The organism is Syntrophorhabdaceae bacterium (assembly GCA_035541755.1).
GTDB lineage: Bacteria > Desulfobacterota > Syntrophorhabdia > Syntrophorhabdales > Syntrophorhabdaceae > PNOF01.
Genome location: DATKMQ010000008.1, coordinates 1 through 21,819 on the forward strand (window position 1 = coordinate 1; position 21,819 = coordinate 21,819).

Consider the following 21,819-nt stretch of genomic DNA (forward strand, 5'->3'; position numbering starts at 1 on the left):
CAATTATATGAAGGCCAAGGCGATCACAGGTATCTGGCCCGCGGGAGAGAGGCTTGTAGTCTGCATTGCACCCAACCAGTACGCCGAGCAATTGCTGCGCCGCGCCTATAATATCGCGCACGATACGCATGCCGATTGGTATGCCGTCTATGTGAATGCGCCGTCCCTCAAAGAGCCATCGGAGGCGGAAAAGGGATATCTGGCAAATGCCCTGAATCTGGCTGAAGAACTGGGCGCAAAGACTCTAACCCTGACCGGAACTGATATCGCCGATGAAATACTCCGTTTTGCCGGGGAGAAGAGTATCACCCATATCGTCATCGGAAAACCGTTAAGGTCTCCCCTATCCAGATTTTGGAAAGAATCCCCCATTGATCGCTTGCTCCAGGCGAAGACTGATTGCGAAATCCACCTCGTGACCCCCATGGTTACCAAGAAAGAAGTGGTGGTAAGGCCTGACACGAGGGTGTTTGCTTTTCACCCTAAAGCCTACGCGGTCCCGCTCGTCATGATTGCCGCCATTACCGGTCTCAACTTTTTTCTCCAGACGGTTATCCATCCGAGGACGCTCGTATTTCTCTATCTCGTTGCAACCATAGCGAGCGCGCTTTTCTTCGGCATGATGCCCTCCTTATTCGCGTCCATAGTGAGCCTCTTGATTTTTGACTACTTCTTCGTGGAGCCCCGTTTTAGCTTCAGTATGTATCACACCTACGATGTGGTTAATGTGGTGGTATTCTTTTTCACCTCCGTGGTCGTGGGCCATCTCGTCAAGATAACCAGACAGCAGAACCGTTCCCTGCAACTTCGTGTGGAGCGGATCTCCCTCATCGAAGAGATGAGCAAGGAACTTCTCATGATGCCCCCAGTGGAGCAACTCGTGGACGGGTTTACGGAGAACCCGACGGACCTGAAGAATATTCTTCCTCTGTTACGCACAACTGTGCTCGACGACATCAGTCATATTCTGATCAAGTACATCACGAAGGTGACGGATGTGCCGGCCTTCGTACTCTTCAGCCGGAAGGACGGCGCACTTCAGGTGTGGGCAAAGAGCAGACCGGATACAAACTTGAGCCCCCACGAAATTGCCGTGGCCGAATGGACCTACCGGCATGGAGAGATTGCCGGCGCCGGCACTCAGACCTTAGCCGATGTCAAGGTCTGTTTTGTGCCCATGAAAACTCAGGAAGAGACGGTCGGTGTCATAGGCATTAGCCATTCATATAAGGGGCTACTTTTGGACCAGCGCAGAATACTGAGCGCCATATCGGGGCTGTCATCGCTCGGCGCCGTGCGTTGGATACATGTATAGGGTCGTGCCGACGTTGGGGGGGTAGGACTGCCCGCAAGAGAACTACTTAACAGGATACGGTTGCCTGCAATTCTCTATGCACGAAGAGTATTGCGCCACCGCCTTCTCCACCTCATCTTGGAAAGTGAGCTTGTTGTGGGTGTTTGCATAGTCATCCTCAATATTCCGTATTTGATGCGTATGCCGATAAAGACATTCCTGCTGACAGTCCGGAAAAGCCCCCCGTTCCCTTCCGTTCGTTTGGGTTCTAGCGGGGAAAACAATGAAGAGCGTTGCCACGCAGAGAACGGCTATTGTCGCTAAGAGAACGGCCAGGAGGCTGGATAGTTTGAAACGGTTCATTTGTTTCCTCCGTGAGCATCGGTTTTTTTGGAAAGGTTATCCATGGCAAGGTTCAGTTCCAAAACATTGACCATTGTATCTGCCCAGAAATATTGCTTCTGCGCCACACGCTCAATGGTCTTCTCCACGATTTCGCCCGAAAGACCACGTTCTCTCGCCACTCGCGCCTTTTGAACGAGGGCTGACTGTACACTGATGTGGGGATCAAGTCCGCTTGCCGAAGCGAGGACGAGGTCGGCAGGCAGGGGCGTAGCGCTTTCAAGACCATTCTCTGTGCGAAGCGACGCTACCCTGGCTGTCACGTCTTTAAGGAATGAGCTATTCGACGGTCCCGCGTTGCTGCCTCCGGAATTACTTGCGTCATAGGGTTTGGGGAGCGCTGAGGGACGCCCATGAAAATAGGCCGGGCCGGAAAAATCCTGGCCGATGAGTCTGCTTCCCACTATTCTGTCATTTGACCTGATGAGGCTACCCTGCGCCTGATAGTTCATCGTGAGATTCGATATGCCGCTTACGATGAAGGGATAAACAAGTCCTGTTAAAACGGACATCACGATGAAGGTGAGCACAGAGCGAATGAGATATTTCATGGCACGCCTCCTTAAGCGAGATGCAAAAGCATGATCGCGAGATCGATGAGTTTGATGCCTATGAAGGGCAAAATGAGTCCGCCCACGCCGTAGATCACGAGGTTTCTCGTCAAAAGGTTCATAGCCGTGGTAGGACGGTACTTGATGCCCTTGAGCGATAAGGGTATGAGCATGGGGATGATTATGGCATTGAATATTATGGCTGAAAGGATCGCACTGGCAGGCGTTGCGAGCCTCATAATGTTGAGCAGGCCGAGCACAGGGAAGGCGCTAACGAAGATGGCGGGGATGATGGCGAAATATTTGGCCACGTCATTAGCCACACTGAAGGTGGTGAGTGCTCCACGTGTCATGAGGATCTGTTTTCCGATCTCGACGATATCCAGGAGCTTGGTCGGATTCGAGTCGAGGTCCACCATATTTGCTGCCTCCCGGGACGCCTGTGTGCCCGCGTTCATGGCAACGGCCACATCGGCCTGGGCGAGTGCCGGCGCGTCATTGGTACCGTCTCCGATCATAGCGACGAGATTGCCTTCCGCCTGATACGTGCGAATGAGCTTCAATTTTTCCTCAGGGCGGGCCTGGGCAACGAAATCGTCAATGCCTGCCTCGGCCGCTATGGCGGCGGCTGTGAGCGGATTATCGCCGGTGATCATGATTGACCGAATACCGAGGAGGCGAAGCTGATGGAGCCGTTCCTTGATACCTTCCTTGAGCATATCTTTGAGATAGATGACACCGAGTGCCTTTGCGGAATCGGCTACCACAAGAGGGGTCCCGCCCTCGCGGCCGATGCGGTCCACAGACATAGCCACGCTTTCCGGCACCGCCCCGCCTTTCTCGACCACGAACTGAAAGACCGCATCTGCGGCACCCTTGCGAATTTCCCTTCCATCCCAGGTGATGCCGCTCATTCTTAGTTCAGGAGTAAACGGAATGAAGACGGCCCCCGAGGCGGTCTTGATGTCGCGACCGTGGACGCTCAAATGGTGTTTGGCTAAGGCCACGATGCTCCTGCCTTCCGGCGTCTCATCTGCCAGCGAGGCCAGAAGAGCGGCTTCCATCAACTCCTCACCCGAGATGCCCGAAGCGGTGATGAAATCGGCGGCCATACGGTTTCCCAGTGTGATAGTTCCGGTTTTGTCGAGGAGTACCACGTTGACATCGCCAGAGGCCTCTACAGCCCTGCCCGAGAGTGCGATCACATTGTGCCGGATGAGCCGGTCCATGCCGGCGATACCTATAGCAGGCAGCAGACCGCCGATTGTTGTCGGTATGAGGCACACGAGGAGGGCCACAAGCACAGGCACCGTGGTGCCAACACCCGTATACGCTGCAAAAGGCGAAAGGGTAGCGACGACCACGAGAAAGAGCACCGTGAGTCCCACGAGGAGTATTTCGAGGGCGCGCTCGTTGGGTGTCTTTTGTCGCTTTGCGCTTTCCACCATGGAGATCATATGATCAAGAAAGGTCTCACCTGGATTTGCCGTTATGCGCACGGTAATGCGTCCGGACAAGACACGCGTGCCCCCTGTGACACCACTGCGGTCTCCTTTTGCCTCCCGAATAACCGGGGCGGATTCACCGGTCACGGCCGATTCATCGACCAGGGCCACGCCTTCCACGATCTCTCCATCGCTCGGCACCGGATCATTGTCTTCTACGATCACGCAATCGTCCTTGCGCAGGGAAAGGGCAGGAATGGTTTCAGGTGTTCCGTCCGATCCTATCCGTTTGGCGTGGGCCTCGCTCCTGGCCCGTCGCAGCGTCTCCGCCTGCGCTTTTCCGCGCCCTTCTGCTAGGGCTTCGGCGAAATTGGCAAAGAGCACCGTGAACCAGAGCCATATGCTGATATGAACGCTGAACCCGAATGGGCCGCTGTGTACAAGATCGCTGATCGATATGATCGTGGTGATGACCGAGACTATTTCCACCACGAACATAACGGGATTGCGCCACAGGGTCCTGGGATCGAGCCTCAAAAAAGAGCCTTTAATGGAGGAACGCATGAGGCCGGGTTTCCAGAAGCTAGTTTTTTGATTTTCCACGGCGGATTTCCTCCTCAGAATGTGTGACCGGCAAGAATCATGAGATGCTCAAGAAAAGGTCCGAGCACCAGAGCGGGAAAGAACGTAAGGGCCCCTACGACGACGACCACGCTCACGAGCAAACCGGCAAAGAGCGGGCTCGCTGTGGGGAATGTAGCGGTTGTGGCCGGCACTATTTTCTTCCGGGCCAGAGAGCCTGCGACGGCGAGGGCCGGGAGAATGGTCATGAACCGCCCCACGATCATGACGAAGCTCAAGGTAAGGTTATAAAAGACTGTATTAGCATTGAGGCCGGCAAAAGCCGAACCGTTATTGCCCGCAGCGGAGAAGAAGGCATAGAGTATCTCGGAGAGGCCATGCGGTCCAGCGTTACCAAGGCTCGCGAGCCCCGTTTTCGTGGTCACGGCTATGGCGGCGAAGATGAGCGACGCAATGGCAGGGGCCACGATCACGATCACAGCCATGATCATTTCATACGATTCGAGTTTTTTTCCGAGAAACTCCGGTGTGCGGCCGATCATGAGTCCGGCGAGAAACATGGCGAGAATAGCGTACATGAGCATACCGATGAGGCCCACACCCACGCCACCAAAAATGACCTCGCCTATGGCCATGTTGAACATACAGATAAGGCCGGCGAGCGGCATGGCGCTGTCGTGCATGCTATTGACCGACCCGTTGGATGTGACGGTTGTAGTCTCAGCCCAGAGAGCCGACTGAGTGACACCGAAGCGGACCTCCTTACCCTCCATATTGATCCCGTCTTTGATGCCGGCTTTTAAAAGGAGCGGGTTTGTGCTCCACTCGGCCGCGAGCACGCCACAAAGACCCACCAAGAAAAGCACCATCATCGCGACAAAAATAGCCAGGCCCTGTTGCCGGTTATTTACCATCCTGCCGAAAGTAAAAGGCAAGGCTGCCGGTATGAGAAGAATGGCAAAAAGTTCCAATGCGTTGGAGATGGGAGTCGGGTTTTCGAAGGGATGGGCCGAATTTGCGTTGAAGAAACCGCCGCCGTTGGAGCCAAGCTGTTTGATGGCGATCTGCGAGGCCGCGGGGCCCACGGCTATGACCTGTTCGGCCCCTTTAAGTGTCTCAGCCTTTACGTAAGGATGAAAGCTCTGTACAACACCCTGGGACACAAGGAGGAATGCGAAAATAATGCTTAAGGGGAGAAGCACGTAGAGCACGACCCGGGTCATATCGACCCAGAAGTTGCCGATAGTCTCCTTCAATTTATAGGTGAAGGCCCGGACGAGCGGCAACAGAACCGCTACGCCCACTGCGGAGGAGACAAAGTTCTGCACAGTCATTCCGAGCATCTGGGTCAGATAACTCATAGTCGTCTCCCCGCCGTAGGCCTGCCAGTTTGTGTTGGTAACAAACGAAACGGCTGTATTGAGCGCCGTGTCCCAGCGTACTGCGCCGAAGTCCATGGGGTTGAGAGGCAGATGCCCCTGGGCGAGCTGCAGGACGAATAGGGCCACAAAACCGATGCCGTTGAAGATGAGAAAAGCGAAGGCGTACTGCCTCCATGACATGTCCTCGGATTCCTGCACCATGCAAAGTCTCAAGATCAGACGTTCGAGAGGGCGAACGAGCGGTGTCATAAAGGTGGGTCTTCCGGAGAAGACACTCGCCATGTAGCTGCCCATGGGCACGGCCAGGAGTACGAGAACGACAAGAAAGATTATAATGAATGATATGTCTGTGGCCATAGAACGCTACCTCCCTGTGCCATCCTTCAACAATGTAAACATTATTATCTGATTGGGTATAAATTTGGCGTTAAAAGATCGGCGCAAGGCATAAAGAAAACATAAAGATCAGGATTTCACGCTATAGTGTATGTGTTTCTTTACGCCCGTCCGTGGGCGCATAATCAAATCCACTGCGGAGCGGTTCTGGGGGATCGTGGCGCATCTATTCTCGCCTATTTTATCTTTCCGGCTGAGATCGAAACGTACGATGAAATCGAGAATGTTGGATTAAGGGGTTTAAGATGTTTGCAATCACTCGTGGGCTATCAGGCGATAGCCGACGCCCGGTTCCGTTATGATATATACGGGCTGCGACGGATCGGTCTCGATTTTACGCCTGAGCTGAGCCACGTAGACGCGCAGGTATTGGGTTTGGTCCTGATAATTGGGCCCCCATATCGCACGCAAGAGCTGCCTGTGGGTGACAACGCGACCGGTCTGTAAGGCCAGGTATTTGAGGATTTCGTATTCTGTGGGCGTGAGCTTCACCTCTTCGCCGTCTAAAAGCACGAGACGACGGGCCAAATCTATAGTGAGTCTGCCCAGGGATAGCACCGGCTCATCTTCGGATTTGGCTACATGGCGTAAGGCCACACGAAGCCTGGCGAGAAGCTCTCCCATGTTGAAAGGCTTGGTGACGTAATCGTCGGCGCCCACATCGAGTGCCCCAATCTTATCCTCTTCGTCTTCGCGCACCGAGAGAACAATGATGGGCGTCCTGGTCCACTCACGGAGCCTTTTGATGACCTCCACGCCGCTCTGATCGGGTAGGCCGAGATCGAGTATAATAAGATCGGGATGGAAGATCGCGGTCTGGTTTAAACCTTCCTGCGCTGAGGCCGCCTCGGCCACCTCGTATCCATAACCGGCAAGCGCCATCTTTAACATCAGCCGTATCTGTTTCTCATCATCAATAACCAGAATACGCGCGCCCTCAGAGAGCATGGGATACCTCCTCCCGGGTATCGGACAGAGGTCCCGGTTGTTCCGGCACGGGTAGAAAGAAGACAAACTGAGTGCCTGTGTCGTAGGAAGGGTCAACCCATATCTTGCCGCCGTGGGCCTCGACAATCCCCTTGCAGATTGATAAACCCATGCCTGTTCCGCTTGTCTTTTTAGCGGAATTGAGGCGGTAGAACTTGTCAAAAACCCGTTCCCTTTCGGGGTGAGGAATTGTGGGGCCGCGGTCGGCGATTGAGACATAGAGCAAACCCTCTGCGTATCGAGCGGCGACAGAGATCGTGCCCCCTTCGGGGGAATACTTGACTGCGTTTTCGAGAAGATTCATGAGCACATGTTCAACAAGGCCGAAATCGGCCTTTACCAGAGGAAGACCCTGGGGTATCTTCACGTCCAACGGATGAGGTTGAAGCATGTCCTTCATCTCCCTTAATGCCACACCCACAACGTCCTCGACATCACACCACTGGGTATTGAGCTTGAGTATACCACTCTCCAAGCGGACCATATCGAGCAGATTCCCCACAAGACGGTTGAGACGCTGGGCGCCCTGGTTTATGGTATGGAGCAGCGTCTTCTCTGTGTTTGCGTTGTATGCTGTTTCCTTGCAAATAAGACTCGTGACCGCGCCTGTGATCGCGGCAAGAGGCGTACGCAGGTCGTGCGAGATCGAATTGAGGAGCGCCGCGTGGAGCTTCTCTGATTCCGAAAGCCACTTAGCTTGCTCGGCCTCGTGTGCGAGGTTGACCCGGATAATAGCCACAGCAGCAAGATTGGAAAATGCCTCAATAAGCTGAAGTTGCTCAGAGGTGAGAGCTCTTTCCGCCGGTTTCGTCTTGACGGCGAGGGCGGCAAGGGTCTTATCTTCCGCTTTGACGGGAAAGAAGAGCCACTCTGCTGCAGAGAGCACCTCCGTTCCCTTGCCGGCCTTCTCCCCATGCCCCATGACCCAGCGCGTGACCGCCTGTTCTTTGTCGTCAAAGAGTCTATCATGCGCCGGATAAGCCGCCACTTCAAGGAGCGCATCTGTATCGACGCTGCGGACAAGCATGACAACCTCACCGCTCACGCTCTCGGCCACCTTTTGTACGACCATTTGTAATACCCGTTGCAGATCGCTTTCCGCTGCGATCTTTCGGCTCAAATCATACAGTGCAAGGGTCCTTAATTCCCTCTCCTGAGTCTTTGCAAGTTCGGTACGAAGTCTTGTTGCCATTGTGCCGGTAACGATGGCCACGATGAGAAACATGGCAAAGATGAAAAAGTGGCGCATGTCATGAACGCTGAGGCTGAAGACAGGAGGTACGAAGAAAAAATCGAAAGCGAATACGCTCAAGCCCGCAGCGAAAAAGGAAGGCCTGCGGCCCCATCGCACGGCGGCGACGAGTACCGGCAGGAGATACAAAATCGCGATATTGATGAGGTCAAAATAAGGGGCAAGAAGCTTGCCGATGAAAGTTGTGAAGATGACCGCTAAAAGCGCTCCTCCGTAGTGCACAAAGGACCGTCGAATCCATACAGATTCTTTGTCTATCTCTGGGTCTCGCTCGCCGCTGCCGATCGGGTCTATATTCATCGCTTTATGGCCGTGGTGAAGTCAAGTATACCATGTCACAAGCAGTGTTTTCTACCCGTTCACATGTGCAACTGTTTTCAAACGCGGCTGAGGGTGTATATCTTAAACAGCGTGACAGATATTTGACCGCCTTTTTAAGTTCTATCGCAGGCCAATTTCCCTCTTCAGAACCCGAGACGTTCGTTGACCAGGAACACAGTCATGTCGGTACGAACCGGCCTTTTAGCCATGGTAACGAAGATGTTGCATATCCGCTGTGGCGACGCACAATCGACACAAACCCCCGTTTCAGCACAGGGAGTCTTGAGCCCGATCCTCCTGGCATTCATAGGCGCTGTGAACTCCCTCACCTTCTTGTACGCCGAGTTCGCATCTTTCACCACCTTATTGATGCCGCACACGAGAATCACCTTTTTTGGACCGAACATCATTGAGGCGACCCGGTTCCCCGTGCCGTCGATGTTGAAAATCATACCGTCTTCGGTAATGGCATTTGCGCTGCTTAAGAAAACGTCGGCAGTCAGAATCTGTCTGCGCTCACCTATAAAATCCTCCATGGAGAGTTTTTGGAGGGAGGGGTTGAGGACCTTGATCTGACGTTCCTCAGCGGCTTCGAAGAAGCCGATCTGATTAAGCGTGACTGAGCCTCCCACACCCACCGTCGCACCCTCCGGGATCATATTGAAAATGGATTCCAGAAGAGTTTTCATATCAGTAACCCAGTGCGCATCAAAGTTATTTTTCTTTAACGCCGCGACCGTTCTTGCCGCTTGAAGATCATGAAACCACGGATGAAACTCGCTTTCCATCATCACACCTCCTGTTGTTCCTATGGGTCCGCTACACCATATTCATATCACGAATCATCCGCGTGAGGAAATAAACCATTAAGCGATAATGCGACCGATTCCTGCACTTCGAGAAAACGGCGCAGATCCGACAATTTGGCGGAAGGACCTACTTGACGCCTGACAAACGGAGCCTAAACCGGGCTCGGCCGTTTACCGGGGCCGTTCAGGACGACCGTAGGTGACGCCTCGAACGGGCTCTTCTTCGATGGCGTCTTTTAAAGCCTTGAGTGTATCCTCGCACAAAAGGGTTATCTTGCGCTTTTCATTCAGCGAGATCTCAAGTGAACGGACATTAGTGTTTTCTCGTGAGAGCGCCAGGATTTTATGCCTGATTTCACCAAACCGGCCATAACTTGATCGCGCTTTCGCGAGATCGGCTTCGTCGATAAGCCCCGGGGTCTCCTTTAATCCGCTCAAGGCGCTTAAGACCCGTTCGTCTTCTTTACTCATCGAGGCCTCCATCCTGTTCATCTTCTCGTTGCTTTCTTCCGAGATGTGCGGTGCGAGGAGGGTTTCAATCCGGAGTGCGCTGATCTCAGCGACCGTGGCGAGACGCATGATTTTGTTCGCCTCTGCTGCACCCCCATTTGTCGTCACCACGTGAGAAAGCGCTGTAATCATCTCGCCTACGGCCTCGTGTGCGGGACCGTAGGCCAAATCATAGGCCTTGAGGTTTGAATTCTTCACCGCAAGCGTCAAGAGGTCCTTATCGATGCGTTGGAATTCTGTAAAAGCCTGCGAGAATTGGGTGAACAGATCCGCCTCATTCTGCTTAAGATTCGTTTTGAGAAGCCGCTCCAATTCCTCGCGTTGTCGCTCTACCTCTTCGGTGGCGCGCCTGGCTTGATCGGCAAAGGTTATTGAGTCTTTGTCTGTAATAGCCATAACGGCGCTCTTCTCCGCCTCGGAGGCGGACGAAACGCCAAACCGCATGCGGCCGACCAGATCAACCAGCCTTGCTTTTTGAGCCAGTTCTTTCACCGGATTATGTTCTTTGTGGAAATGAGCGGCCACAAGAACGAAGAGAAGCATGATGATTGCCCCGGGAACCATCCAGAAAAGCTCCTTAATGCTCGGCCTGATTGTCATCTTTCCTCCGTCGTGTGAGAGATAAGTTGTACCATGTTCCCACACTATTCGATTGTCACTTATGACAAGATAGCACGCGTAGATGCAGCATGCAATATGACTCCTTCATGGAAGTTCGAAAGAACATCTTCTCCACAATTGAGTTGAGCGCTCGCTTCCTACCCGGTGTGTGACAAAATTGCACTGCGAGGGCTTACTCCACGTACTGCACAGGCGCGGGCGCCTTGATAATGACAGATTTCTTCCATCGTCCCGACAAATAATAGGTGAGGCTGACCGCCATGGTTACAAGGAAGCTAAGGGCGACCGCCGCCCATATACCCCTGATCCCGAGACTTGTCTTTGACAAATACCACGAAAGGGGTACCCGCACAAGCCAGAGCGATAACAGTGAAAACGTCATGGTTATAATGGTATGCCCCGCGCCGTTTATCACGCCGTTCGATATGAACATGATGCCGAAGAAAATGTAACAGGAGCCTACAATATGCAGATAGCTGATGCCGATGCCCATGACCTTTGCGTCGTCTCCCAGGCCGAACATGATCAGTATGATTCTCGAAAGCAAGACAACCGTTACCGATATGAGAACGGTGATGCAGGAGGTCATGACCACACCCCACCTGAATATGTCTTTTACCCGTTGCGGCCTGTGAGCGCCCAAGTTCTGTCCCGTGAGTGCGGCTACCGCCATGCTCATGGACATGGCGGGCATGAAGGCGAACATATCAACCCGTACTACTGCCCCGAAAGCATTCGTGGCTGCGCTGCCGAAGGAGTTCACGAACGTCGAGACGAACATGCTGCTGATGGAGATCAAGGATTGCTGCACGATTGAGGGGAGGCCGATTCGAAAGAGGAGCGCAGTGATGTGCTTATCCAGCGCGAGCCTTCTCAGATTGAACGCCACAAAATGGCCTTTCCGATTGAGATATAAGATACTGATCCCCACTGCTATGGCCTGCGATATCAGCGTGGCGTAAGCTGCCCCGTTAAGCCCGTGGCTCACGAAAGGGCCGAAACCGCCGATGAGAAAAGGATCAAGCACCGCGTTAATCCCGATCCCGACGGACATGAACATGAGCGGCGTCACGGTGTCACCGATGCCCCGGAGTATGGAGTTTATGAGAAGTCCCAGGTAAAAGAGTATGAAGCCGGCAAGCGTTATTTTGAGATAGCTCGATGCCATGGCGAAATTCTCCTGAGGCGTATCCATCATCTTAAGAAGGAAATCGCTCGACAGTATGGCGGCGACGGTCAAGACGCATCCTATAATGAGTGCCAGGGCAAACGAATTATCTACCGCTTTCTCAACCATCTTATAGTGTTTTGCCCCGTAATACTGCGAGATGAGTATGGTGGATGCCATGGATATACCCATAGCCAGCCCGATCAGAGTGAAAAAGACAGGGAAGCTGACCCCCACGGCGCCCACGGCGTCTTCTCCCACGAGGTGTCCCACCCATATAGTATTCACAATGCTGTAACCGATCTGGATGAGGTTCCCTACAAGCATAGGGATTGAAAAGCGCAAAAGGTGCCGAGGGATGCTGCCCACGGTCATATCGGTTCCGAATTTCTTTTCCATCCGTTCTCCTTAATACTGCGGACAAAATACTATATTGCCGCACAAATTCAAAGGGCTTTTTGCTTGACCGATTGCTATCCCGTGCTCAATCTTTTTTGCGTCCTATGTCGGACAGATTGCTTTCCGAAGCTTTAAAGCCGATCGCCGCATGGCGATCCGTGCCGTCCAATCGACAGGCAGCCTTCTTACGGATAAAGCATGGTGTGTTGCACCGGGAGAACGACTTACATCTGTTTGAAGAGATGAAGATAATTGCGGCTCACCGTAAGCAGTTCGGGCCTCTCTTTGAGCTTTAACGTTCCCCGCCCGGTAAGCGAACGGCTTACCCTGTCTATCCTGGATACGTTCACGATGATGCCCCGGTGTATCTGCCAGAACTGGTTGGGATCAAGCTCCGCCGCCAGTTCCTTGATACTCTTCTTGATGAGTGATTCACCCTGTTTCGTCATGACGATGGTGTACTTATCCTCGGCCCTGAAGTAGTCCACTTCTTCTACCGGTATGAGCCGCACACTCTCCTTGTGCTGAGTCCTGATCCAGCGGAGAAACTCCGGCGCTACCCCGCCGTTAAGCTTCAAAAGAAGCTCCTCTACGACGTGGGCCAGCTCTTTTGGCGGTTCAGAGGAAGCATCGAGCTGGCTTTTGAGGCGTGTTACTGTCTGAATCAGCCGGTCTTTCGAGACGGGCTTCAACAAGTAATCCACGGCCTCTCGTTCAAATGCTTCTACCGCGTACTGATCAAAAGCCGTGACAAATACGATGCGACAGAGGCCGGCAATCTGACTCGCCACATCCATGCCGCTTACGCCCGGCATCCTGATGTCAAGGAAGGCAATCTGTGGGCGCTCGGTTTCAATTAAAGCAAGCGCCTCTTTCCCGTTCTTTGCCTCCCCGCATATAGCAAGCTCGGGCCAGATCTCCCCAAGCAGAGATTTGAGATATGTGCGTAATTCCTTTTCATCATCGGCGATGATGGCCTTATACGTCATGTTCGGGTACCTCGATCACAGCTCGCACACCCGTTGGTTTGTTTTCTTCCAGAGTGAAGCGGCCGTTTTCTCCAAAGAGCAATTTCAAACGCTCTTTCACGTTCGCTATGCCGACCCCATTTTTCTGATAAGCCGAGAATCCCATGCCCGTGTCCACCACTTCAATCCTGATACGGCCATCCTGCTTTGTTGCTCTGACAGCCACGGTTCCTCCATCTATTGTGGGTTCAAGACCGTGTTTTATGGCGTTCTCCACGATGGGTTGGATGAGCATGGGAGGAAAGGGCTGTTGTCCCAAGGCATCGGGAAATTCGATGGTGAAGCTGAGTCGCTCGTCCATCCTGATCTTTTGTATGTTCAGATATGACCTGATCATCTCCATCTCCTGACTCAGGGTTGTGGTCTCGGGAAGGGTCCTCGACAGAGAGGTGCGGAGGTATCGAATCAAATCGGTGAGCATGGATTTGCCTTTTGCCGGGTCCGTGTCTACAAGGCTTAACACGTTGGAAAGCGTATTGAAGAGAAAATGGGGTTCAATCTGGGCCTGAAGCAGCCTGAGTCTTGCTTCGAGGGCCTCTTTCTCGCTCAAGAGTCGATTGACCCGCTCTTCCTCAATGATGCGTCTGGTGCTTTTGAGTCGCGCTTTGGAATAAAAGAAGTAGGCGACTACGCTCGTTATGGTAATGGCAGAGACGATGGTGGCAACTAAATCCTTGTCAGGCACTTTGAGCGTGATGGAATATAACCGATTAAGCGCAAAAGCGCCGATGACAAGACCGATCGTCATTCCGACCGTGATGCCGATCGCGAATACGAAGAATAGGGTGGCCCGTCTTTCCGGCTTGAAGATCTCGAGCATGAGCATAGTGGTCAAACAGACAGAGAAGCCGAAACAGAGAGACATTACCAGGTTCACGCGAAACGGATTTTCACCCGTCACGGTCAGCAGCCCAGCAATGATAAAACAGATGATGACTGTATAGAGCAAATCCATCAGCACATGTTTCGCATCGTGGTGTACTATTATCTTTTCCATGGTCGTTTCACCGGATCATTTCCATTTAGAAGGTATATTTAACCCCCATCATCAGTTGATAATCGAGAATGCTGCCAAACTCCGTATTTTTGTTCCCGCCATCGAGCGTGCTCACGGAAAACAATTCCAGATGGTTACCCAGAGAGTATGTCACAAGCGGGGTCAATTGACAAGAGCCGTCGTCAAGGTTCTGGGTTAAGCGCAGCGTGAGATCGATGTTGTTCATGATATTGTTCTGGGTATACTGGAGGAGGGCATAATTTCTGCGCAGGAACTTAAGTCCCGTGTCAGCCGCCTGACCGAGAGACATGGCGGCCAGCCCCGAGAGGGGTCCGCCGCCAAACTGATTGGCGGCTGCCTGTCGTAAAATGTAATACCGGTCTGCCTGTGCATCGCTCAATCCGGCTCCGTTGTGAGCGTATTCCAGGGTGAGCGTGCCCTTTGATTCGAAGGTATAGGAGCCACCTATGAGGATAACGGGGGTGAGCGCATGATTACTCTGATAGATCGGTTGAAGGGAAGCGCCGAGAGGAGAATAGTCTTTCTGAGGATAGAGTGCCTTGCTGCCTTGCGTGAGGGCACCTTCGGCATAAAGTAGTACCGCATCTGATACAGTCCATCCTCCGAAAAATCCGAGCGAATTCTTGCCTGAGTCCTGCCGGTGAGAGAAGATAGTGGAAGCATAGTTCTCGCGGCCCGTATAGTCGACTTTGAGGGAGTAGGTCTTCTCGAAAGGTGCGGGGCCGGTAATTTTGTTTCGCCCTTCATCCGTATTAGCGATAAGCGAGACAGTCCAGAAACTTGCAGGCAAAAAGACCAGGCGAGCGAAATCCATGCCGGGCACCTCAAGATAGGGATTACGCCGGCCGTTGTCAGGAAAGAAAGGATTGGATGGGGAAAACAGAAATGAAGGCCCCCATTGCAGATTTTCGCGTCCGTAAGAGAGAAAGAGGTTCTCACGCATCTTTAACCGGGCGAGCCACTCATTCACATACCAGTCGTTATCCCAGTCGGTATCGCCATCGCGGATACCGGAATTCCAGTCGCTCAATTCAAGCCGCATCCTCGGTTTAGCGCTCAAATCCAGCGGGTCCGCGCTGAAACGCAGGTCAGGCCGTAGCTCCAGATCGCCGAGATAGCGCGGTATTTGCAGAAAACTGTTACCCGGGTTCTGGCTTGAGGCGGCCGGCTCTTGAACGGTGCCATAGGCGAGGGTCCGGAAATCCATTGAGAAGCGTTCTGCCAGGATCTTCGTGACCGGCGCCTCAGATGATGTCTTGGTCTCGTCTGCCGCCGTCCGATCGGACCACAATCCTGAGACAAACACGCATAGGATTATGGTGAAGAGGATATATTTTCTTGTTGTCACACGGCGGCCCATTCCCGTTCTCCTATCTTGTCAGGAGGTTTAAATTGAACGTGGAGTCGGGTACCTTCTTGATCGACACCTTGCGATAGTCCATGGTCGTCACGTCTTCCTTTATGATGGCGCTCGTAATGATCATCTTGGAAATGAATTCCCGCGGGCTTCCATCGATGACGATACTGTTCTTGTATTCAAATACGGCTGTCTTAAACATCTTTCCCGAAACCGTATAGAATTCGGCCTTAAGCCCCACGAGCCGTTCCTTTGATATCCAGTACTTTATCTTGTCATAGGTGGCCCTGTTATCGATGGCGCTCAAGTCGAAGAGGTAACAGGGTTCGCCGGCGAAAGTCTCCTCGGAAGCATGGACGATTTTATAATCGCCTGCGTAGTTTGTCGACGCTATGTCTCCATTGGCGGCACCGCCCATGAGTTTCTGTCTGGGGGAAATGGGCACCGGCTTGGAAAGTCCCGGCTTGGCGAACCACATGTTGCGGTCCAGCATCAGGATCTTCTGACCCTTGACGTTCGGGGGCGCGAGAAATTCCGCCAGGGAATTGAAATTTCTTGCCGTGACTCTAATGGTCCTCTGTTGTTCTCGACCGGCCTCGATGGATTCGATTAGGATCTCCCACTCGACCCCTTCGGCGTTGCCCCGGGCCTCATCTGCTTTCTTGAGGATCTCCTGCGGAGTCAGGGCTGCGTGGGCCCGGGGAGCGGGTGGACTGAGAAAGAACATCATGACAAAGCCGAGAACCATCAAATATCTTGCCGCAGATTGATTATTCATAATCATTATACCTCCTTTGATCCGTTGTATCTTTCTTGTTTGGACTCTCGCATAGCATCCATGCCGACCCGTCCATCAACAATGTTTCGTTACACATGGCCCAGTGCGTCCACCACGTTTTGTCGCGCTGCCCGCCGCGCCGGAATGATGGCAGCCGTGAGTGAAAGCACGATAAGACAGAGAATCAATACGAGGAGGGTTTGCGGTACAAAGCTGACAGTCAAAGGCACCGGCGTCGAACTGCCCGGAGGGGTGTACGTGGGCGAAAGGGCGCGTATTGCCGCCCATCCTCCGACGTGCAGCACGACTCCGATCAAGCTGCCGATAAAGCCGAGGAGTCCGCCCTCCATAGCGAAGAGCAACGACACACCCCTCCTTTTTAGGCCGAGCGCCCTCAATGTCCCTATTTCCCTTGTCCTTTCCAGAACCGCCATACCCATAGTATTTACGGTGCTCATAACAACGATGACGAGCACGATGGAGAAGATGAAAAGGAACATCATGTCGAACATGCCCCGTACCTTTGAGTAAAATAATGACAGCTCGTTCCAGGTTTTTATCTCACAGTCAATGCCGGACTTTTTCATCTTAGCTGAGAGCAGGTTTCGCATGCCCTCGGTCTTTTTCGTATCATCGAGCAGAACCACAATCTTCTCCGCCATCTGTGTGTTAAGAAGAGATTGGGCGAAGTCGTAGGTGAAACGCATGTACTTGTCATTGGTCGCGTCCGAGCCCGAATCGTACACACCGGAGACCTGGATATCCATGGCGTTCATCTGACCGGAAAGCGTAGGGGTCATGACAACCCCGTCCTTGCCCGGTGTGAGATTCAGAAGCTTGGACAGATCCTGTGCCATCTCAATGCCGTACGTCTTATTATCGTTCAGCGTTTTGCCCTTGATGGGCCTGAAAGCTGCCCAGGCCCCCTTAATGACTTTATCGTCCTCGGGGATAACGCCCTGCGCCAGAAAGATTGTGGACACGGTTCCGTTGGTGACGATGCCGCTCACACTAATCTCGGGCGTTGCCAGAACGACATCCTTCTCGTCGGTGGTGAGCTTTGTGACTTTCTGTATTTCTTCTCTGGAGAACATATACCGCTCGGGATCGAGCTTACCCTTGTCAAGCCAACCCGCTTTATAGATGGTGAGGTGGCCTAAACCCTCTCCCCGGATGGCCGACGTCTGTAAACCCTGATAGGTGTTGCTCACATAGCCGCGAAACAGGCTGATAGCCGCAAAACCCACGCCTATAGCGAGAAGCGTCACCAGGGAGCGACGCTTATTTCTGAGAATATTCCGAATAGCAAGTATCATCCATCGTATCATGACTCAATACCTCCATCAATGATTTGGCCGTCCTCGAGACGGACGAGCCTTTTTACCCGATCAAGCAACCGTTGATCGTGGGTAGAGAAGATAAAGGTGATCTGGTCTTTTTCATTCAAGTCGCGCATGATGGAAATGATCATGCGTGCGGTTTCGGAGTCCAAATTTGCCGTGGGTTCGTCGGCGATGACCAGCAAAGGATTGTTTACGAGGGCCCTGGCGATGGCCACCCTCTGCTGCTGCCCGCCTGACATCTTGGAGGGGCGATGGCCCACGAATTCACTCAAGCCCACCTCTTCGAGTCTGTGTAATGCTCTTGTTTTCGCCTCACCGAGGCAGACGCCCTGAATTTGAAGAGGAAGCATGACGTTCTCTAAAGCTGAAAGAACGGGAACAAGGTTAAACCCCTGGAACACGTAGCCGATCGTCTCGTTTCGGAGATCGCTCCTCTGATTATCCGAAAGGGTGCGAACGTCCCTTTCGGCAATTGCCAGATCTCCGTGTGTCGGCTCATCGATGGCGCCGATGAGATTTAGCAGCGTGGTCTTGCCGGAACCTGACGGGCCCCATATGCCGACGAACTCTCCCTTGTCGATCGTCAGATCGATCCCCCGAAGGGCATGTACCGTTGTCTCACCGAGGAAATAGTCCTTCTTGATGTGTTTCATTCGAATAAGGGGCATGATTCATCCTCCTTTCTGAGATTGTGAGCTATGCTTGCGTACCGTTCTTTTTGGTCATGATGTGATTGCCCGGCGCGGGCAAGACCTGTGAATAGTCCTGATGCGTAGTGAGATGTGCCGTATGTTTTATGCATCGTGGGCCATCCTTTGTTTCTCTTCATAGAGCCATTGTATCCCAAAGATCTCGCGTACAAAACGATATGGCGACGAACTGATCCATGGGGCGATAAAAGGGAGACAATAAGCGTGAAAGGAATTCCCGGCTTAACTATCTGCCAGGCTTTGGTAGTGGGTCAGTCTGAAAAACCAAACTGACCCACTACCCAGGCTTTTCCCGGTTTATTATTCGGCGCCGAACTGATATAATGCAAATCGCAGAGTCTATCTATACAAGGAGAGAAATGTGACTATCTTGCAGGCTGTGGTATATGGATTGGTTCAAGGTTTGGGGGAATTCCTGCCCATATCGAGCTCGGCGCACCTCATCCTGGTTCCCTGGTTTTTTCGGTGGACGGACCCGGGGCTCACCTTCGATGTGGCCCTCCATGTGGGTACCCTCGTGGCGGTGGTTATCTATTTCTGGAAAGACTGGGTGCGTCTTCTGGCCAAAGGTTTTACTGACATCCGCAGCAGTGAGGGACGTCTGTTCTGGTATATTGTCGCGGCGAGCGTTCCCGGCGCCATCGGGGGATTTCTCCTGGAAAAGAAGGCGGAGACCGTGTTCAGGAGCCCCCTTCTCATTGCCGTGCCTCTCATGCTCATGGGTTTTTTTCTCTATTGGGCGGACCAGAAACCGAATAAGAAGATCGATCTCAAGCACATTACCCTGGGTAAGAGCCTGCTCATCGGCCTGGCCCAGGTCCTCGCCATCATACCGGGCGTCTCCCGCTCGGGGATTACCATGATGACGGGATTACTCGTGGGGACCACCAGAGAGACGGCGGCGAGGTTCTCATTTTTGCTTTCCACCCCCATTATTTTCGGAGCGGCCATGGTTAAGTTGCCAACCATTCTTTCTCACTCGTCAATGATAACCGGTGAATTCATGGTCGGTATGATTGTTTCCTGTCTCTCCGGTTTGTTGAGCATCGGTTTCTTGCTTCGATACGTAAGAACCAAGAGTTTTCTGCCCTTTGCCCTGTATCGATTAATGCTCGGCATACTGGTCATTGCGGTTGCATTGTTAAAGTAGGGGAGGCTCATACGAGATCATACCGGCACGCACGAAGACACCCTGACGCCCTGTTCTGTAGTAGATGAGCGCTATGGCTCACGGGTTACATTTCGGCATATTTCGTTTTGCTATACTCGCTGCTGTGATATTGGCCCAGGTATATCTTTTTTTGTATATCCGGAGAATAATCCTGTGCTCAGACCGACGGCGACCCCTGGTGCATGGGGTGTTAGTTCTACTGGGTCTCATCATGGTCCTTATCTGCGTTGTCAATCTGCGCACGCTCTTTAGACACCACCTTGCCTGGGTGAACCCATCGTGGGAGATACGCACTTTTGTCTTTTATCTCCCCGCGGTCTGGATTTTTGGTTCTCTCTCTTCCGCTCTGGTTCTTGGCTCGGTCCACTTGGTCGGTGGTTTAATCAAAATGATCGTTTACGTGAGCGTGAAAAGCAAAACGGCTCCTGATCCGGGGCGCAGAAGGTTTCTCAAAGCCTCGTCAGTTGCGCTTGCCGCGGCGCCCTTCGTCATGTCCGGATATGGCGCGGCGTACGTGGAAAGGAAGGGCCACGTCATGGAGCTGACCCTGCCTTTCGGATACCCTATGCGGGTGGTTCAGATCACCGATATCCATGCCGGTGTTTACATGGTGAGAGAAGACATACGGCGCTACATGGACACGGTGATAACGCTTAAACCGGATCTGTTTGTGTTGACCGGTGATTTCATCTCGGACTCGATAGCCTTTTTGCCTGAGTGCCTGGAAGAGATTGTGAGGGTGAAAACGAGATATGGTACCTTCGCTACCCTCGGTAATCACGAGAATTGGTATGGGAGATTACGTGAAATCGAGGCCGTTTTCAAGAAGTACGACGTACCGCTTCTGGTCAATGCCCATAAGGTCATCCAGGTACAGGGCAGATCTTTTGCGGTGGCCGGCATCGACGACTTAAGAAGTGGACAGCCATCCCTTGCGAGGGCCCTCGAGGGACTTGATCACAATATCCCCACGCTTCTTCTGACGCACCATCCCGAAATTTTCCCGCAGGCTGCCGAGCGTGGGATTGTCCTGACCCTTGCAGGCCATTACCACGGAGGACAAATCAAGGTGAGTCTGCCCTATGTATCGATCAGCCCGGCGCATTTTATCACGCCCTACCCGGAAGGTTTGTATCGGATGGGCAGGGCGAGTCTCTATGTGAGCCGCGGAATAGGTACAACGTTTACCCCGGTGAGGCTCGGAGTTCCTGCAGAGATCACTCTTTTGCATCTCACGTAGAGGGCGCGGGGCAGCTGCGTCATTCCTTTCTTTCTTCGTCCTTCCGGTCATTGCGGGATGCTCGGCGCATCAGCGACAGAACGCCGACGAAGATGAGGATCAATGGCCACCACTGAGCAAAAAGCGGGTGCGGCAGTAAACCGAAATTGTAGAGCAGAAAAATTCCGCCGAGGATGATAAGTATGTAGGCTCCCAATCCGCGTCTTGATCTCATAATATTCCTCCTTAAAATGGTTTCACGTGCACTTCATGTGCTCCAGTCATTCTATCTTAAACGGGCTTCTTGAGAAAGAGGCAACCGACAAAAGGAAGAGTAGGGCGACAGATGAACAATGGCGGGAGCCGGGTGGATCGTGATAGTCATTATCGTACTGGCAAGCACCAAAAAAAGTTTCGCCCCGGGCAAGAGGCGGCCAAAGCCCGAAGAGCACTGCTACCTTCACATATGGCAAAGCCCGCTGAATTCGCAGGTCTTGCAGGAGTCCGCGTCAAAGGGAGCAAATGGTTTTGCCGGATCAAGTATGTCCTTAATCACCGTAGCCACACCATCCATATAAGATGAGAAGAGGATCTGCTTTTCTTCCAGCGCAAGCCCGCCGAACAAGTCCTCCCTTTCGTTATTTCTGAGCAGTATGAGGCTCGCCTCGGTCTTTTCGAGAGGGATGGAAAAGCACTTCGCGAAGAGATACACATAGAGGGGAAGCTGAAAGGAGTTCACCTCTTCATGGATCGATTGCATGGATTGAAAATCGGTCCGCTTCACAATGTTCTGCGAGTATTGTTTGGCCCCGCCCGTTTTGTAGTCCATGATCGTATATACGCCTGTTTGCTGGCCATAATCGATTCTATCGATCCTGCCCTTTATTCTTATCGGATGCGCGCCCACATCCATGATTTCTTCGACCTTCATTTCAAGGCTCTTGATAACGAAAGGCTCTTCAGCCTGGTCCACGTTCTTCTTAAGAAAGCTTTCCAATTTGAAAGCCGAGAGTTTCTTGAAGAGATAGTAATCACCACTTGTCTGTCTCAATTCAAACTGTCTCTCAGTGACCCTT

General features: G+C 52.7%; 20 protein-coding genes. 3 read left to right on the forward strand and 17 right to left on the reverse strand.

Annotated elements, in window-relative coordinates; all coding sequences use genetic code 11:
* Nucleotides 1–1,315, forward strand: a 1,315-nt coding sequence (locus VMT62_00445) for a DUF4118 domain-containing protein (GenBank protein ID HVN94874.1), incomplete at its 5' end; no start/stop codon positions are given.
* 42 nt (nt 1,316–1,357) lie between these two features.
* On the opposite strand, the gene VMT62_00450 is transcribed toward VMT62_00445, so the two are convergent.
* The 15 genes from VMT62_00450 to VMT62_00520 form a co-directional block, all read right to left on the reverse strand.
* Nucleotides 1,358–1,657 (reverse strand): hypothetical protein, encoded by a 300-nt coding sequence (locus tag VMT62_00450; GenBank protein HVN94875.1) that lies wholly within the window; start codon nt 1,655–1,657, stop codon nt 1,358–1,360.
* Nucleotides 1,654–2,247 carry a potassium-transporting ATPase subunit KdpC gene (kdpC, locus tag VMT62_00455; GenBank protein ID HVN94876.1) on the reverse strand — a complete coding sequence of 198 codons (594 nt, stop codon included), beginning with the start codon at nt 2,245–2,247 and terminating at the stop codon, nt 1,654–1,656. Before kdpC ends, VMT62_00450 begins: the two co-directional genes overlap by 4 nt.
* An 11-nt stretch (nt 2,248–2,258) precedes the next feature.
* The gene (gene kdpB / locus VMT62_00460; protein ID HVN94877.1) at nt 2,259–4,295 is read right to left on the reverse strand and encodes a potassium-transporting ATPase subunit KdpB; all 2,037 of its coding nucleotides are present in this window, start codon (nt 4,293–4,295) and stop codon (nt 2,259–2,261) included.
* A 14-nt stretch (nt 4,296–4,309) separates the two neighbouring features.
* On the reverse strand, nt 4,310–6,013 hold the full coding sequence (gene kdpA, locus VMT62_00465; protein ID HVN94878.1) for a potassium-transporting ATPase subunit KdpA: 1,704 nt from the start codon (nt 6,011–6,013) through the stop codon (nt 4,310–4,312).
* 294 nt (nt 6,014–6,307) lie between these two features.
* The gene (locus VMT62_00470; protein ID HVN94879.1) at nt 6,308–7,000 is read right to left on the reverse strand and encodes a response regulator; all 693 of its coding nucleotides are present in this window, start codon (nt 6,998–7,000) and stop codon (nt 6,308–6,310) included.
* Nucleotides 6,990–8,591: an ATP-binding protein gene (locus VMT62_00475; GenBank protein HVN94880.1), complete on the reverse strand. Its 1,602-nt coding sequence runs from the start codon at nt 8,589–8,591 to the stop codon at nt 6,990–6,992. The genes VMT62_00470 and VMT62_00475 overlap by 11 nt, the downstream gene beginning before the upstream one ends.
* Before the next feature lie 164 nt (nt 8,592–8,755).
* Complete coding sequence (locus VMT62_00480; GenBank protein HVN94881.1) at nt 8,756–9,403, reverse strand: lactate utilization protein; 648 nt, start codon at nt 9,401–9,403, stop codon at nt 8,756–8,758.
* A 189-nt stretch (nt 9,404–9,592) separates the two neighbouring features.
* The gene (locus VMT62_00485; GenBank protein ID HVN94882.1) at nt 9,593–10,531 is read right to left on the reverse strand and encodes an MCP four helix bundle domain-containing protein; all 939 of its coding nucleotides are present in this window, start codon (nt 10,529–10,531) and stop codon (nt 9,593–9,595) included.
* Nucleotides 10,532–10,724: 193 nt separating this feature from the next.
* Complete coding sequence (locus VMT62_00490) at nt 10,725–12,119, reverse strand: MATE family efflux transporter (protein HVN94883.1); 1,395 nt, start codon at nt 12,117–12,119, stop codon at nt 10,725–10,727.
* 224 nt (nt 12,120–12,343) lie between these two features.
* Entirely contained in the window at nt 12,344–13,108 is a 765-nt protein-coding gene (locus VMT62_00495; GenBank protein ID HVN94884.1) for a LytTR family DNA-binding domain-containing protein, read from the reverse strand.
* Nucleotides 13,098–14,144 (reverse strand): histidine kinase, encoded by a 1,047-nt coding sequence (locus tag VMT62_00500; protein ID HVN94885.1) that lies wholly within the window; start codon nt 14,142–14,144, stop codon nt 13,098–13,100. The genes VMT62_00495 and VMT62_00500 overlap by 11 nt, the downstream gene beginning before the upstream one ends.
* Nucleotides 14,145–14,169: 25 nt before the next feature.
* Nucleotides 14,170–15,525: a hypothetical protein gene (locus tag VMT62_00505; protein ID HVN94886.1), complete on the reverse strand. Its 1,356-nt coding sequence runs from the start codon at nt 15,523–15,525 to the stop codon at nt 14,170–14,172.
* Nucleotides 15,526–15,535: 10 nt separating this feature from the next.
* Nucleotides 15,536–16,300 carry an outer membrane lipoprotein-sorting protein gene (locus tag VMT62_00510; protein HVN94887.1) on the reverse strand — a complete coding sequence of 255 codons (765 nt, stop codon included), beginning with the start codon at nt 16,298–16,300 and terminating at the stop codon, nt 15,536–15,538.
* Nucleotides 16,301–16,389: 89 nt separating this feature from the next.
* The gene (locus VMT62_00515) at nt 16,390–17,628 is read right to left on the reverse strand and encodes an FtsX-like permease family protein (GenBank protein ID HVN94888.1); all 1,239 of its coding nucleotides are present in this window, start codon (nt 17,626–17,628) and stop codon (nt 16,390–16,392) included.
* Nucleotides 17,625–18,311, reverse strand: a complete 687-nt coding sequence (locus tag VMT62_00520) for an ABC transporter ATP-binding protein (protein HVN94889.1) — start codon at nt 18,309–18,311, stop codon at nt 17,625–17,627. Before VMT62_00520 ends, VMT62_00515 begins: the two co-directional genes overlap by 4 nt.
* Before the next feature lie 403 nt (nt 18,312–18,714).
* Here VMT62_00520 and VMT62_00525 point away from each other — a divergent pair, with 403 nt between their 5' ends.
* Nucleotides 18,715–19,503, forward strand: coding sequence for an undecaprenyl-diphosphate phosphatase (locus VMT62_00525; GenBank protein ID HVN94890.1), 789 nt, complete (start codon nt 18,715–18,717; stop codon nt 19,501–19,503).
* Nucleotides 19,504–19,711: 208 nt separating this feature from the next.
* The gene (locus tag VMT62_00530; protein ID HVN94891.1) at nt 19,712–20,764 is read left to right on the forward strand and encodes a metallophosphoesterase; all 1,053 of its coding nucleotides are present in this window, start codon (nt 19,712–19,714) and stop codon (nt 20,762–20,764) included.
* Between the two features lie 19 nt (nt 20,765–20,783).
* On the opposite strand, the gene VMT62_00535 is transcribed toward VMT62_00530, so the two are convergent.
* Nucleotides 20,784–20,978, reverse strand: coding sequence for a DUF5668 domain-containing protein (locus VMT62_00535; protein HVN94892.1), 195 nt, complete (start codon nt 20,976–20,978; stop codon nt 20,784–20,786).
* Nucleotides 20,979–21,203: 225 nt separating this feature from the next.
* Nucleotides 21,204–21,819: PD-(D/E)XK nuclease family protein (locus tag VMT62_00540; GenBank protein HVN94893.1), on the reverse strand; the 616-nt coding region annotated here is incomplete at its 5' end.